The organism is Nonomuraea sp. NPDC049129, assembly GCF_040648495.1.
GTDB lineage: Bacteria > Actinomycetota > Actinomycetes > Streptosporangiales > Streptosporangiaceae > Nonomuraea.
Window position 1 is genome coordinate 40,288 of sequence record NZ_JBEZDU010000046.1, and the last position, 14,670, is coordinate 54,957.

Consider the following 14,670-nt stretch of genomic DNA (forward strand, 5'->3'; position numbering starts at 1 on the left):
GGCGCTCTGGCGTATCCCCGGCATAGCTGGGAGGGACTTGAAAGGAGGTTCCTGGGCCTAATGACTTACCCGATCCGGAAACGGTGACGGGACCAGAGCATGTCAGGAAACTGGCGGCCATGCCGAGACGCTGCGGATGGCGCGCCAGGAGGCCCGCGTGACATGGCGAAAGCTGGATTGCCTGAACCCCAATCTCCAGCGGAGGCAACGGAGACTCCACCGGCAAGGCGTCTGAGGCCGGTGCCGTCGACTGCGGTGGCTTGATGGAAGGGCCGCCGCACCTTTCAGTCGGCGGAGCGACGCCCAGTCAGGGTGTTGAAGGAGATGAGTGGGGCGCCTACCTCACGCTGTTACGTACGTCGGAGACGAACATGGGATCGCCTACGGGATGCGAGTCCTACGGCGACGGAGTGCCCGTAGTAGTCGCAGGGGTCACGGCCTGCCGGGGAGGACGGGAAAGCCGTCCACAGGGCCAAGGGGCACAGGTGATCGGACATCCCGGTCTGGGAGGTATGCGAAATGCAGAGCGCCGAAACGGTGCTGGGTGTCCTGCGTGAACGCGGCAGGCACGGCCTGTCGTGTGAGGAGTTGTATCGGCAACTGTTCAACCCGCAGTTGTATTTGCTGGCCTACGGGCGGCTCTACTCCAATCACGGAGCGATGACGCCCGGGACGAGCCGGGAAACCGTGGACGGCATGTCGCTGGGCAAGATCGGACGCGTCATCGACGCGCTGCGCCACGAGCGCTTCCGGTGGAGTCCCGCACGAAGGATCCACATCCCGAAGAAGAACGGCACACGCCGCCCGCTCGGCCTTCCTTCCTGGACAGACAAGCTGGTGGCCGAAGTGGTGCGCCTGCTGCTGGAGGCCTACTACGAGCCGACCTTCCGCGACGCCTCTCACGGGTTTCGGCCAGGTCGCGGCTGTCACACCGCGCTCCGCAAGGTCGCGGACACGTGGCAGGGCACAACCTGGTTCATCGAAGGGGATATCGCCGACTGCTTCGGCAGCCTCGACCACGACGTCATGATGACGAGGCTGGCGGCGAACATCCACGACGGCCGGTTTCTTCGGCTGATCAGACACATGCTGCAAGCCGGATACCTGGAAGACTGGATCTTCAACGCGACGCTCAGCGGTTGTCCGCAGGGCGGGGTCGCGTCCCCGATCTTGTCCAACATCTATCTGGACCGGTTGGACGTCTTCGTCGAGACCGTCCTCATCCCGGAATACACCCGAGGAGGCTCCCGGAAACCGAACCGGGAGTATCACAGGACGTACTACGCGATGCGCAGAGCCCGCGAACGCGGCGACCTCGCCGAGTTCCGCGCCCTACGCAAACGGCTGCGGTCCTTGCCCAGCTCAGATCCCCGAGATCCGAGTTATCGCAGGCTCCGCTACATCCGTTATGCCGACGACATCCTGTTCGGGTTCGCCGGACCCAAGGCCGAAGCCGAGCAGATCAAGGCACGCCTGGCCCAGTTCCTGCATGAAGACCTCAAGCTCGAATTGTCGCCGGACAAGACCCTGATCACCCATGCCCGCACCCAAGCGGCACGGTTCCTCGGCTACGAGATCACCGTTCAGCACAGCACCACGAAGATCACGAACCGGCGGAGGTCCGTCAACGGCGTGATCCGGCTGCGGGTGCCGATCCCGGTGATCAACGCCTACTGCACTCGCTACCTCGACCGCGGCAAACCCGTGCACCGCTCCAACCTGTTCGCCGCCCCGGACCGGGACATCATCAGGACCTACGGAGCCGAGTACCGAGGCATCGTCCAGTACTACCTGCTCGCCAGCGACGTATTCCGCCTCGCCCGGCTCCGCTGGGTGATGGAAACCTCGCTGCTCAAAACGCTCGCCGGCAAGCACCGCTCGACCGTCGCGACCATGGCCCGGAGATACAAGGCCAAAGTCGACACCCCGGTCGGACCCCGCACGTGCTTGCAGGTCATCACGGAGCGTCCCGGCAGGAAGCCGCTGGTCGCGCGGTTCGGCGGGATTCCGCTGCGGCGGCAGAGAACCGCACTGGTCATCGACAAGTCCATGACCAGGACCGTTGTCCGGCGCAAGGAACTGATTTCCAGGCTCCTGGCCGGACGCTGCGAGATCTGCGGCGAAACGGACGACATTGTCGTCCACCACGTTCGCAGCCTCGCGGACCTGACCGACCGCAGGCAGCCGCACCCGGCCTGGGTGACGGTGATGGTCAAGAAACGGCGAAAGACCCTCGTGGTCTGCCGTGACTGTCACACCGCCATCCACGCCAGCGGCTGACGGAACCACGAAGATCACTGGAGAGCCGTCTGCGGTCAAAGCCGCACGGGCGGTTCGGGCCGGAGGTCACCGGAAAAGGACCCGCGCTCCGCGCGGGCACCTCGCCGGTGGCCTACCGGTGCTCCGATGACGGTCTTCGCCGACCACGGCGCAGGCGGCTCCGGTGAACCGCTGGCCATTCTGCTGCGACCGGGCAACGCCGGTTCCAATACCGCCGCCGACCACATCGAAGCCACCCGGCTGGCCCTGGCCCAGCTGCCCAAGCACCGCCGACGCCAGGTGCTGATCCGCACCGACTCCGGCGGCGGAACCCATGAGTTCCTGTCCTGGCTGACCAAGCCGGGTCGGCGACTGTCGTACTCGATCGGGTTCACCCTCACCGAGGAGGTGCAACAGGCCATCCTGCGCCTGCCCAAGAGCGCGTGGACGCCCGCCTACGACGCCGACCGTCAGGTCCGGCCCGGCGCCTGGGTGGCCGAGCTGACCGGCCTGCTGGACCTGACGGGCTGGCCGAAGGGCATGCGGGTCATCGCCCGCAAGGAGCGTCCGCATCCCGGCGCCCAGCTGCGCTTCACCGACATCGACGGATGCCGCGTCACCTGCTTCGTCACCGACGCCAAACGCGGTCAGCTCGCCGACCTGGAACTGCGCCACCGCCGCCGGGCCCGCGCCGAAGACCGCATCCGCTGCGCCAAGGACACCGGCCTGGCCAACCTGCCACTGCACCACTTCGCCCGCAACCAGATCTGGTGCGAACTCGTCGCCCTGGCCTGCGAACTGCTGGCCTGGATGCAGATGCTCGCGCTGCCCGGCACCGCCGCCCGCAGCTACGAGCCCAAACGCCTGCGCCTGCGCTTGTTCGCCGTGGCCGGACGACTCGTGCGCGGCAGCCGACGCGTGCGCCTGCGCCTGGCCGCCCGCTGGCCCTGGGCCCGCGACATCCTCACCGCCCTGACCCGCCTGCAAGCCCTGCCCGCGCCCACCTGACCAGCAATCAACCGACCCTACGACCAGGAAAGGACACCCGCGGGCCCGTGGAACCCCGCCCACCCGGCGCGACAGCTGGGCCGGCGCGCTGACCACTACCCGTAATCAACCCTCAGCCGGACCGCTCAGCCGACCAATCCTTGATCACGAAAGATCGAGGCTAGAGGCCGTCGCCGCTCGTGTCCGTCAGCACGAAGAGCAAATACGCCGACTCACCAATCGCGTGAGCTGAAAGCGTTAACCGGCCAACGCCGAACACCGACCTGATTAGCCGGATAAGCGCTCGACAACGCAGCGGCCGAGGCGTTCAACAGCACCCTCAAGGTCGAGTACGTGCACCGCCACCGGTTCCGCACCCGGGCCGAGGCCCGCCTGAAGATCGCCACCTGGATCGCCGACTTCTATAACACCAGCCGGCGGCACAGCGCCAACGACGGACTGCCGCCCATCACGGCCCAGCGCTCGGGTTGACGTCACCAGGGGCAAAGTAACTCTGCGTGACGAAGGTGAAGCCCGAGCCCTGCTCAGTGATCGGTGATGAGAGCGTCCAGGGCAGCGGTCTTGTCGGCCTCGGTGGGCAGGGCGTATCGGCGAGTGGTGTCCAGAGAGCCGTGGCCGAGGAGTTCGGCGACCAGGATGGGGTCTTTGCCGTCGCGGATGAGTTGGGTGGCGAAGGTGTGGCGCAGGACGTGCGGGCCGAAGGGGTCGGTGGGGTCGTCGTTGATGCCGCAGGCCTCGCCGAGGCCGGTAATGATGTCGCGGGCGGCGCGGTCGCTCAGGCGGCCGCCGCGGTGGTTGAGGAACACCGCGGTGCTGCTGGCGCCCTTCCAGCCGGCGCGGGTCTGAAGCCAGTCGGTGAGGACCTGGCGCAGGTCGGGGTGGACAGGCATGTGGCGGATCTTGCCGCCGTCGCGGCCCTTGCCTCGGATACGCAGCTCGCCTTTGCGGGCTGAGAGACGGACGTCGGCCAGGTCGAGGCCGACCACTTCGGAGATGCGCAAGCCCGCGAAGTAGGGCAGCAGCGCGAGGGCCTTGTCGCGCGGGCCGGCGGTGAGCTGAACGTGGCGCACGTAGCGGCGGGCGCGGCGGGCGTCCAGGGCGTGGGGTGCGGTGCGGCGGGAGTCGCGTTCGCGCCGTGCTCGGGGTTTGCCGAGGCCGCGGCGGGCGTAGAAGTCGTCGATGGCCGACAGGTAGGTGTCGATGGTGTTGGGGGCGCGGCGGCCGTTCTTCAGGTAGCGGCGGAAGTCGCGCACGGCGCCGGTGGCGGCGATGGGGTCGGTGAGCGGGTCGCCGTCCAGTGCGTCGGCGTCGGCCTGGTCGGCGAGCCAGGCCAGGTAGCCGCGCAGCCGGGAGTGGTACTTGGTCTTGCTGGAGTCGGCCAGCGGTGAGCGCTCCAGCGCGGTGGCGTACTCGGCGAGGATCGCCGCATACAGGCCGGGAAGCACGACCGCTCGTCTTCGGTTTGTGTTTCCGGAAGTTGATCCGGGGCTCTGCGAGATCTCTTTAGTTGTGTTTCCGGAAGTCACCCTTGGAGTCTCCTTCCGGAATTGCTACATTCCGGAAGCTCGACAATCCGGGCGAGTTCATGGCTCAGGCATGTCGGCGGCTGCGGTAGGCGGCGGTCTTGGCCCGGGCGGTGCAGGCGGTGCTGCAGTAGCGGCGTGACCCGTTGCGGGTGAGGTCGATATAGACGGCATCGCACTGGTGGGCCTCGCATTGCCCGAACCGGTCGGGGCCGTAGCCGTCCACGATCAGCGCGAGAGCGGTGGCGAACTCGCCGCCCATCGCTTCCACGTAGGTGCCGCCCGATCCATGGAAGTGCAGATGGAACGGCTGGCCGACGTCCTCGACCAGGTACGGTTGCGCGCCGTACCTGCGGATCAGGGCGTTGATGCGCGCGGCCTGGTCCGCTGCCTGCTCCGCCAGCAGCACCTCGCGCAGTTCGCGGGCCAGCTCGGCCAGGCGTAGACCGGCGTCCGGGTCGGCCCGCAGCGCCATCCCGGCGCGTTCGCCTGTTGCGGCGGCGACGACCGTCACCAACTCCTCTCCCTCCAGGCACCGCGTCCTGGCGCCACCTGGCCGGTGCGTGGTCGCCGCATTGACCAGCTCGGCTATCAGCGGCGCTTGCCGCGTCACGTTACAGGCTATTTCCACTTGACCAGTAACAACCTTTCCGATGTTATAGGCGTAACTGAAATTGATGGTAACGGAGTGCTTGTGGTCACGTCCTATCGCCGCCTGCTGATCCAGCCAGGCGTCCCCTTCCTGCTCGCCGTGGGGATGATCGTCAAGTTGAGCACTCCGGTGCTCAGCCTCGCGTTACTGCTGGCGGCCGTCGACCAGCTCGACTCCTATGCTGCGGCCGGCTTCGTCCTTATTGGGCACGCCCTGGCCTTGGCCCTGTGCGCGCCGCTGGGCGGCCGGCTGGCCGACCGTCATGGCGCGCGCCCGGTGCTGGCGGCCTACCTCGCCGCTCACGCCGTGGCCTATGGCCTGCTCTTGTCCGCCTACCAGGCCGGATCCGCCGCCATGGTAGGCGCGGCGGTGCTGCTGGGCGCCACCACACCACCCGTCGGCGCCGTGATCAGAGGCAGCTGGCCGCGGATCGTCCCGCCCGACTCGCTGCCGGCCGCCTACGCGGCCGACAATGCGGTCAACGAGGTGATGTTCATTCTCGGTCCCCTGCTGGTGCCGGTGTTGATGCTGGCGATGCCGACGGATCGTGTGGTGGCCGCCGCCGGCGCCTGCCTGCTGATCGGGACCAGCCTCATGCTCGTGTCACGCGGGGTACGCCAGGCGGCGTCGGTGACACCGGCCGCGAAGGCCGGTACCCGGCTGAGTCGGCTGGCCGGGCCCCTCAGCCACCGCCCTACCCTGGTCCTGCTGATCCTGGCCGCCTTCGGCACCTTCTCTTTCGGCTGCCTGCGCATCGCCACGGTGGCCGCGGCCACGAAGTTCGGCTCGCCGTCCTCGGCGGGAGTGTTGATGGGGCTGCTGTCGGCCGGCGCGCTCGTCGGCGCGCTCGGCTATGGATCTCGCACCTGGCCCATCTCCGGCAAGCGCCTGCTCATCGTCTTGTCCCTGGCCGATGGCGCCAGCATGCTCGCCGGAGCTTTCGCACCGGAATTCCTCGCCCTGGCCGTCCTGATCGCTGTGATCGGGCTGCTGACGGGGCCGCGCGACGCGGTTCAGCCCACCCTGCTCGCCGAGCATGCCCCCGCCCGCTACCGCACGGAGGTCTTCGCTTGGCTGAACACCTTCATGTGGACCGGCTATGGCCTGGGCACCGCCATCGCGGGCCAGCTGACCGGGCTCGACGACAGCGGGATCGCCGCATTCGTCGCCGCCTCGGCCATCGCACTGGCAAGCGCCTTCGTGGCCGCCATCGCCTACCGCCCCACACCGCCTGGATCGGGGCTGTCTTCGGCGCAGCCCGAACCGATACGACCGGACGCAGCCTAGACCAAGTCGTGACCTAGAGACTTGCTCTCATGTGACGCGATCAGGCGGAGAAGGCCGTGGCGCCCCTGCGGCCGTTCTGCGGGTGACCGCTTGAGACGACCGGATGAGAAGATCGAGCGATCTGGTGACGCCGGAGATACTCCCGACCACGGTGCCGGCATTCCGTAGCATCAGTTGCGAAGTAATGGATGCCAGGAGGGTGTCGATGGGCGGGCGCGACAGGCGGCGGACTACGGACGGCTCGGTTTCCTCCCGGATGGGGCGGCCGCCGTTCGCGGACCGCGATGCGATCGTGGCCGCGGCGTTGGAGATCGGTCTGGCGGAGTTCACCATGACCGCGGTGGCCAAGAGGCTTGGCACCTCGCACTCGACGCTGTACGGATACTTTCGCAGCCGGGATGAGCTGGCCGCGGCCGCAGTGGACCAGGCTGTGGACACGGTCGAGTGGCCGGAGCCCGGGCAAGACTGGCGTGCTTTCCTGGCCGAAACGGCATGGGCGCACTGGCGTCTGTACACATCCCACCCCGGACTGGCCGAAGAGATCATCTCCTTGAGGCTGACCTCCGCCGCCTTGGTGCGTCGCTACAACCGGACCGGTGTCGCCTTGCTGGGGTTCGGATTCAGCAGCCAGGACGCAGCGTTGATCATGGACATGGTCGCCGAACTGGTGGTGCAGGCGTTCATCGGCGCAGCGGAGGGTGAGCCAGGAACGCAGACATCGCTCGGCCGGCAGCGACGGCGCCGCGAGCTGATCGAGCCCTGGCTGGACGACTACGACCAGCGGCTGCGCCCTGTGCTCGCCGCGGCGGTCTCAGGACCTCCGGAGGCCTGGTTCGAGCGCAAACTGGATCTCTTCCTGGACGGCGCTGCTCAGCGCCGCCGCTGAGCAGCGTCCGTGTACGCCCCGTAGGAACCGCACCTGCCTGTGCCGCCCTCAATCAGGCTGACGACTTTTCGACAGACTGTTGTAAAGTGTCGGCCTATGACGGACGGGAGAGGCAAATGAAGCGCAAGCAGATCGATAGGAACACCACCGAGCCCGGCTCTTCGGGCGGCAGCGACCCCCGACGCTGGAAGATGCTCTGGGTGATCGTCACGGCCCAGTTGCTGATCGTGCTCGACGCCAACATCGTCAACATCGCACTGCCCTCAGCCCAAGCCGCGCTCGGCATGTCCGACGGCGACAGGCAATGGGTGGTCACCGCCTATTCGCTGACCTTCGGCGGCTTCCTGCTGCTCGGCGGCCGGGTGGCCGACCTGCATGGCCGCAAGAAGGCCTTCGTCGCGGGGCTGGTGGGCTTCGCGCTAGCCTCGGCGCTCGCCGGGCTGGCCCAAGACCCGTTGCTGCTGCTGGCCGGCAGAGCCGCGCAGGGCCTGACCGGAGCGTTTTTCGCCCCCGCCGGACTTGCCATGCTCACCACCTCCTTCACCGACACGAGCGAACGCGCCAAGGCCTTCGGCGTCTTCGGCGCGGCCGTCGGCACCGGAGGAGTGGCGGGCATGATCTTCGGCGGCGTGCTCACCGAGTACGCCTCCTGGCGCTGGTGCTTGCTGATCAACGTCCCCATCGTGGCGATCTTGCTGGTCGCTGCCGTGCGAGTGTTGCGTGACAGTCGATCCAGTGGACCGATTCGCTATGACCTGCCCGGCGCGCTGACCGCCACGCTGGGCATCGGTGCGCTGATCTACGCCGTCTCACAGGCGGAAGCGCGGGGCTGGACCCATCCTGTGTCCCTGGGCTTCGGGCTGGCAGGTATGGCGTTGCTGGTGCTGTTCGTCTGGATCGAGCACCGCTCGCCACAGCCGATGATGCCTCTGCGCGTGGTGGCCCACCGGGTCCGGGGCAACGGACACGTGATCAACTTTATGGCCGGTGGCGCTCTGTACGCCGCTTACCTGTTCCTCACCTACTACCTGCAAAGCGTCAAGCACTACTCCGCGCTGCAGGCCGGCCTGGCCTTCGTCCCCATGGCCGTTGGCATCCTGATCGGTGCCCTGGGCATCGGCAGGTTGCCCGCGCGTGTCACGCCCAGAACCATCCTGATCGGTGGCCTGGCTGTGGGCGCGCTGGGAATGGCCGGCCTGGCCACCATCGACCCCCACAGCGGCTTTGCCGTCCTGCTGATCGCCCAACTCGTGGTCGGCACAGGGGTGGGCGCCGCACTCACCACGATCGTCAGCATCACCTTGCAGGATGTCTTGCCCGAAGACAGCGGCATCGCCAGCGCGCTGACCAACGCCACCCAACAGATCGGCGGAGCCGTGGGCATCTCACTCCTGAACGTCCTCGCCCTCTCCGTCACCAGCACCGCCACGGACCCCCATTCGGCTCCAGCGCTCACCAGCGGCTACGCGGCGGCATTCCTGACCGGAGCCGGATTGCTGGCCGCATCAGCCCTAATCGCCTGGTTCGTTCCTCGCCCCTCCACCACGCCGCGATGACACAGGCCATACACATCAATGTCCACGCTTCGGGGAGAGGCCCCGAGAGCCTGCACGCGCTGCGCCGGGACCTGCACTACGCCCAGCAGGGCGCCATCACCAAGCCGGCCTTGGCTGACCAGACGGACCAGGCATGGTGTTTGACCGTTTTGACCAACTCTGTCATCGCGTGGACGACGGAGTACTACTCGCTGGCCGTGCGGCAGCTGCGGGCGGCCGGCCGGGACATTCCCGACGAGCTGCTGGCCCACATCTCCCCAGCACACAGCGAGAACGTCAACTTCTTCGGCGTAATCACCGTCGACGTGGAGGCCGAGCTGGCCAAGCTGGACGGCGGCGGCTGGCGGCCGTTGAGGACCGCCCAGCTGCGGGAGCTGGGACTGGCGCCCTGAACCGCAGGGACAACAATGGTGATGGCACGCGTGAGGGGCGGGCCGTCACCATCGACGTGCGGTTATGCCTCACTGATGGTGGTGCTGGTGTCTGATGTCGCGGGATTCGCCGGCCCAGAGGAGGCGAACGGCTGTGCCGTCTTCTGGTGTTTCTGGTCAGCATCTGCCCGCAGGGCTTGGTGGCGGATGCGCAGGCTTACCAGCCCGGTCACGGCCAGGCCGGCCAGGCCCAGCGCCATGCCGATCCAGGCCGGTGCCGCGTATCCGTGCCCGGTCTCGATAGTGAGTCCGGCGAGCAGGGAGCCGAGGGTGTTGGCCAGGTTGAATGCACCGATGTTGGCCGCCGAGGCCAGGGCGGGCGCTTGTGAGGCGCTGTCGAGCATCCACGTCTGCAATGGCGGGATTGTCGCGAAGGCCGCCACCCCGAACAGGACGATCGCGGCGATGAAGGCCGGTTGGTTGTCCGCCGCCACGGCGACGATCGCCGATAGGGCGGTGAGGGTGCCGACGGAGATGTAGACCGCGGGTAGCACGGCCCGGTCGGCCAGGCGGCCGCCGAGAAGGTTACCCGCGACCAGGCCGACTCCGAGCAGCCCCATGACCACGGGCACCGTTCCCGGGGAGAAACCGCCCACGTCGGTCATCATCGGCGCGATGAAGGTGATCACCGTGAAGACGGGCGCGAATCCGAACACGGTCATGGTCAGCGCGAGCCACACGCCGCCCTGCCGGAAGACACTCAGCTCGCGCAGGAGGCTCTGCTCTTGGGGGCGAGGGCGGGAGGGGACCAGCGCCGCCACCCCCGCAAGGCCGACCACCGCGACGGCGACGACGGCCCAGAAGGTGGCGCGCCAGCCGAACGCCTGCCCGATCGCGGTGCCAGCGGGCACGCCGAGGACGTTCGCCATACTCAGGCCGGAGAACATCACCGACAGCGCGCTGGCGCGCTTGGCCGGTTTCACCAGGTCGGCCGCGACGACGGCGCCGACGCCGAAGAAGGCGCCGTGGGAGAAGGCCGCGGCGATCCGCCCGGCCATCAGCACGCCGTAGGAGGGTGCCAGCGCTGAGAGGATGTTCCCGGCCAGGAAGAGGATCATCAGGGCGAGCAGCATGGTCTTGCGGGGCAGGCGCGCTCCCGCCATGGTGAGCAGGGGCGCGCCGATGACCACGCCGGCTGCGTATCCCGAGACCAGCAGCCCGGCGGCCGGAATGCTGACGTCGAAGTCGGCGGCCAGCTCGGGCAGCAGGCCGTTGATGATGAATTCGGTGGTTCCGATGCCGAATGCGCTGATCGCAAGGGCGAGCAGGGCCACAGGCATGAGGGGCTCCTGTCAGCAAAGAGGGAGAGGTCAGCGCGGGTAGGCGCCGCCGTCCAGGCTCAGCACTTGGTTGGTGAGATATCCGTTGCGCAGGACGGCCAGCGCTAGGTCGGCGACCTCCTGGGGTTGGCCGAACCGGCCGACGGGCAGTGCGCGGGGATCGGCGTTGCCAGGCAGCATGCGGGTGTCGGCGATCAGAGCGGGCGCCAGGGCGTTGACCGTCACGCCGCGGGAGGCGACGCGGGCGGCCAGGAAGTGGGTCAGGCCGTGCAGTCCGGCCTTGGAGGCGGCGTAGTCCGCGCCGATGATGCCGCCGGTGAAGGCGGCGACCGAGGACATGAACAGCACGCGCCCGTACCCGCGTGCGGCCATGCCCGGCAGGGCGTGCTGGGCCAGCAGGAAGGGGGCGCGCAGGTTGACCGCGAGCGTACGGTCCCACGCCTGGAGTTCGAGCGTGGTGTAGTCCTGCTGGAGCGCATGGCCTGCGTTGGGGATCAGGATGTCCACGGGGCCGCCGAGCGCGTCGGCGGCCTCATTCAGCAGTCTGGCCGGGACGTGCGGGTCGGCGAGGTCGCCGGCGAGCGCGACCGCGTCGACCATCGCGTTCTGGGCCTGGGCGACCAACGCGTGGGCCGGGTTGGAGTGTGAACCGTAGACGAAGGCGGTCTTTACGCCGGAGGCGATGAGGCGCTGGCCTAGTGCCTGGCCGATGCCGCCTGATGCCCCGGTGAGCAAGGCCACCCTGCCGGACAGGTCGTGATCGGTCATCTCCCGCCCTTTCCGGTGCACGCCGCGGTTGTACGGATGGTCGGCGGATCAAAGGTCTGCCGGGTGGCCTCCTCGCCGAAGGCATGGGACGAGATCCGCTCGTACGGGCTGATGACCGCCGGGCGGAATCCCGCCGTCCACGTCGGGATCGTCATGCCCGTGCCAGAGTGAAGCCGATGCCTGCGCCCATCCCCAGCCCGTACGCGAGCTGAATCAGCAGTTCCACGGCCGGCTCCAGGTAGCGGGCGTTGGCCAGCGGGCCGGCGTCCACGGCGTCGAAGCCGAGCTGCGTGCCCAACTCCAGCACGGTCTTCCTGGCGGCCTCATCGTCGGAGGCCACCGGCAAGAACAGGCCGGGGGTGTCCAGGGTGGCGGCGAACACGGTATTGAAGGCCTTGACCACCCGGGCGCCGGGCAGTGTGGCGGCGACCTGCTCACCCGCCGAGGTGGTGTGCCCGATGGTCAGCGACATGAAGTCGGCCGCCAGCGGGTTGGTGACATCGATCACGACCTTGTCCGCCAGGGCGGTCTTGATCTTGGCGTCGAGCTGGGCGATGGCGGGGAACGGCACGGCCAGCACGGTGACGTCGGCCTCGGCGACCTGCGCCGCGACCTGGTCCGGAGCGGTGGAAGAGTTCGCCGTGGTGACCGTGTGCCCGGCCGTGGCAAGACGGCGCTCCAACGCGGAGCCGACGTTGCCCTTGCCGATGATGCTGATCTTCATGAGTGGCCCTTTCCGAGATGTGAGGCGCGTCGATGCACGACACGAAATGCGTCGAATTCGACGCATCGGCGCAACGGAGTCGATCGTACGGATGCGTCGAATTCGACGCAACTCCGATAGGCTCCTCACATGAGCGAACCGCGGTGGTTGAACGAGACGCAGATGCGCGCCTGGACCGGCTTCCTGGAAACCTCCGGCCTGATCCAGCGCCATGTCGAACGCCAACTTCGAGACGACGCCGGCCTCACCATGATCCAGTACGAGATCCTGCACTGGGCCAACGAGTGCGCCCCCCAACGCCGGTGCATCACCGAGCTCGCCGACCTGATGATCACCTCGCGCAGCGGCCTGAGCTACCAAGTGGCCCAACTGGAGAAGGCCGGCCTGCTACGCCGCGAAACCGACACCAACGACGAACGCAGGGCCATGGTCGTCATCACCGAAGACGGCCAGCGACTCCTCGAGAAGACCGCGCCCGGACATGTGGAGGCGGTCCGCGACGGCCTGATCGACCTCCTGACCGACGAGGAGATCGCCCAACTCGCCGACATCATGGACGGTGTGCGCACCCGGCTGCGTCCCCGTGTACTGCCGACCGCCTCCCGCAAAAGGGCCCCCTGATCGGCACGCCGACCCGCGGCTCTCTCGCGCAGTCCCACCCAGGAACACCCGTCCCACCCAGGACCGCTCGGCAGCGTGACACAGAATGTGAATTATCTGTCACACTGGCTGCCGCCGGGTCACCTTCGCCCAGCTCGGCGCCCGCCGCCGCGCAGGCGACTCGGCTACATTATGTGTCACATCGCCTTTCGGGAGGCGGCTCCGTGTCCATCGTGGCGTTCCCCAGCCAGCCCGACCTTGCGACCGCCAGCGTGACGGTCACGGCTGCGGTCGAGCGTTTCCTCGACTCCCTCGCTGCGGCCACCACCCGCGCCGGCTACGCCGAGACCCTCACCCGGCTGACCGCGGCCACCGGCCCGCACCATCCGGTCGCCGTCCTGCAGCCCGAGCACTACGCCGCGGTGATGGACCACTGGAACGCCGCGGCCGCCGCGACCTGGAACCGGCACCTATCCGCGCTGACCTCGTTCACCGCCTGGGCCCAGCGCCAGGAACTGCTGGCCACCAACCCGGCCCGGCGGCTGGAACGCCGCAGGACGGCACACCGAGGCGACCGCGCCATCCCGCGCACCCGGTTGGAGACGCTCTTCACCGACCCCGCGCCCGCCTTGCGGGAAAGAGTCCTGTGGAGGGTGCTGTACGACACGGCCGGCCGCGCCGACGAAATCCTCACCCTCAACGTCGAAGACCTCGACCTGGAGTTCCGCCGCGCCCGCGTCGTCTCCAAGAGCGGCGCGATCGAGTACGTACACTGGGCCACCCCCACGGCCCGGCTGCTGCCCCGCCTGCTGACCGGCCGCACGACCGGACCGGTCTTCCTGACCGACCGGCGCGCCCCCACCTCTGGACGCCGAACGCCGGCAGCCGCCGACATCTGCCCCGTCACCGGGCGAGGCCGACTGTCCTACCCGCGCGCCGAGTACCTGTTCAAGACCGCCTCCGCAAAGCTCGACCCGCACCGGCAAGGGTGGACCTTGCACCAGCTCCGCCACTGGGCGCTGCAGCACCTCGCCCAAGCCGGCCGAACAGCGCCCGAACTGCAGGCCAAAAGCCGCCACCAGCATCTGGCCAGCCTCGGCCGCTACGTGCGACTCGGTGAAGAGACCTCCGCCCGCATCACCGCCGAAGCCGACCCCGTCCAGCGTCGCCGTACCCGCTGACCCCCACATCACCCGGTAGACCACCGCATCACGAGCCGTCCCGCACCAGCGGCACCTGATCATCGTCGGGGTCAGGCTCGACTCGATACCCAGCCTTCACCAGATCGACCCGATACCGCGTAAGCTCCGGCGCGGAACCTCGGCCTCGACGGCGCACGCGACAAGGAACGGCGCCCCGTCGTCCCCGCCCTCGACAAACCCGTCATGGCGTTCGCTGAATTCCCGCCGTTCCGCCTTGCGCAGCACCGTCCGGATGACCTCAGCGTCCCGATCCCGCGCGGTCCACAGCGGCCGACCGCTCGCGCCGTACCCAAACTCCGGCTTGTCGCTCATGGCCCACACGGTAAGTGAATCGAGACTGCAGTCACTTGGGCATACATCGTCGCAGGTCAGGCAAATCCGTTGGAAATTTCCCAGGACTAGGAAATAACCTCTGTGTTCCCGCGTCCTGAGGCTGAGCGGGGCGCACCCCTTCTGACCTGTGACCTGGTGCTTCTGGTCGCCCCGTGCCGAGG

14 protein-coding genes and 2 pseudogenes are annotated in these 14,670 nt (G+C 68.2%); 10 read left to right on the top strand and 6 right to left on the bottom strand.

The genetic code is table 11. The features are described from left to right. Positions 1-519: 519 nt before the first annotated feature. The 3 genes and pseudogenes from AB0B64_RS58430 to AB0B64_RS58440 all read left to right on the top strand — a co-directional run. Entirely contained in the window at positions 520-2,280 is a 1,761-nt protein-coding gene (locus AB0B64_RS58430; protein ID WP_357961447.1) for a reverse transcriptase domain-containing protein, read from the top strand. Between the two features lie 123 nt (positions 2,281-2,403). Further along, positions 2,404-3,267 (top strand): annotated as a pseudogene (locus AB0B64_RS58435) (IS1380 family transposase); the annotation flags it as partial. Between the two features lie 294 nt (positions 3,268-3,561). Further along, positions 3,562-3,738 (top strand): annotated as a pseudogene (locus tag AB0B64_RS58440) (integrase core domain-containing protein); the annotation flags it as partial. A 53-nt stretch (positions 3,739-3,791) separates the two neighbouring features. Here AB0B64_RS58440 and AB0B64_RS58445 read toward each other — a convergent pair. After that, positions 3,792-4,712, bottom strand: coding sequence for a tyrosine-type recombinase/integrase (locus AB0B64_RS58445; RefSeq protein WP_357961444.1), 921 nt, complete (start codon positions 4,710-4,712; stop codon positions 3,792-3,794). 145 nt (positions 4,713-4,857) lie between these two features. Further along, on the bottom strand, positions 4,858-5,403 hold the full coding sequence (locus tag AB0B64_RS58450) for a CGNR zinc finger domain-containing protein (protein ID WP_357961441.1): 546 nt from the start codon (positions 5,401-5,403) through the stop codon (positions 4,858-4,860). Positions 5,404-5,484: 81 nt separating this feature from the next. Between AB0B64_RS58450 and AB0B64_RS58455 the strand changes: the two genes are divergently transcribed. The 4 genes from AB0B64_RS58455 (at position 5,485) to AB0B64_RS58470 (ending at position 9,563) form a co-directional block, all read left to right on the top strand. After that, a complete protein-coding gene (locus AB0B64_RS58455) occupies positions 5,485-6,729 on the top strand; it encodes an MFS transporter (RefSeq protein WP_357961438.1) in 1,245 nt (414 codons plus the stop codon). A gap of 205 nt (positions 6,730-6,934) precedes the next feature. Next, on the top strand, positions 6,935-7,615 hold the full coding sequence (locus AB0B64_RS58460) for a TetR/AcrR family transcriptional regulator (RefSeq protein ID WP_357961435.1): 681 nt from the start codon (positions 6,935-6,937) through the stop codon (positions 7,613-7,615). A gap of 116 nt (positions 7,616-7,731) precedes the next feature. Continuing rightward, entirely contained in the window at positions 7,732-9,171 is a 1,440-nt protein-coding gene (locus AB0B64_RS58465; protein ID WP_358205268.1) for an MFS transporter, read from the top strand. Continuing rightward, positions 9,168-9,563, top strand: coding sequence for a Tn3 family transposase (locus AB0B64_RS58470; RefSeq protein WP_357961427.1), 396 nt, complete (start codon positions 9,168-9,170; stop codon positions 9,561-9,563). The genes AB0B64_RS58465 and AB0B64_RS58470 overlap by 4 nt, the downstream gene beginning before the upstream one ends. 62 nt (positions 9,564-9,625) lie before the next feature. Here the strand turns inward: AB0B64_RS58470 and AB0B64_RS58475 are convergent, their stop codons facing one another. Then, positions 9,626-10,882, bottom strand: a complete 1,257-nt coding sequence (locus tag AB0B64_RS58475) for an MFS transporter (protein WP_357961424.1) — start codon at positions 10,880-10,882, stop codon at positions 9,626-9,628. A gap of 30 nt (positions 10,883-10,912) precedes the next feature. Beyond that, positions 10,913-11,650, bottom strand: a complete 738-nt coding sequence (locus tag AB0B64_RS58480) for an SDR family NAD(P)-dependent oxidoreductase (protein WP_357961421.1) — start codon at positions 11,648-11,650, stop codon at positions 10,913-10,915. On the opposite strand from AB0B64_RS58480, the gene AB0B64_RS58485 reads away from it, so the two are divergent. Next, complete coding sequence (locus AB0B64_RS58485) at positions 11,639-11,821, top strand: hypothetical protein (protein WP_358205283.1); 183 nt, start codon at positions 11,639-11,641, stop codon at positions 11,819-11,821. The two genes, AB0B64_RS58480 and AB0B64_RS58485, sit on opposite strands and share 12 nt — an antisense overlap. On the opposite strand, the gene AB0B64_RS58490 is transcribed toward AB0B64_RS58485, so the two are convergent. Continuing rightward, a complete protein-coding gene (locus tag AB0B64_RS58490) occupies positions 11,802-12,374 on the bottom strand; it encodes an NADPH-dependent F420 reductase (protein WP_357961416.1) in 573 nt (190 codons plus the stop codon). The genes AB0B64_RS58485 and AB0B64_RS58490 overlap by 20 nt on opposite strands. 129 nt (positions 12,375-12,503) lie before the next feature. On the opposite strand from AB0B64_RS58490, the gene AB0B64_RS58495 reads away from it, so the two are divergent. Both AB0B64_RS58495 and AB0B64_RS58500 read left to right on the top strand, forming a co-directional pair. Beyond that, entirely contained in the window at positions 12,504-12,995 is a 492-nt protein-coding gene (locus AB0B64_RS58495; RefSeq protein ID WP_357961413.1) for a MarR family transcriptional regulator, read from the top strand. Between the two features lie 203 nt (positions 12,996-13,198). Then, positions 13,199-14,155 (top strand): tyrosine-type recombinase/integrase, encoded by a 957-nt coding sequence (locus AB0B64_RS58500; protein ID WP_357961411.1) that lies wholly within the window; start codon positions 13,199-13,201, stop codon positions 14,153-14,155. A 96-nt stretch (positions 14,156-14,251) separates the two neighbouring features. Here the strand turns inward: AB0B64_RS58500 and AB0B64_RS58505 are convergent, their stop codons facing one another. Next, entirely contained in the window at positions 14,252-14,488 is a 237-nt protein-coding gene (locus tag AB0B64_RS58505) for a hypothetical protein (RefSeq protein WP_357961408.1), read from the bottom strand. Positions 14,489-14,670 lie beyond the last annotated feature (182 nt).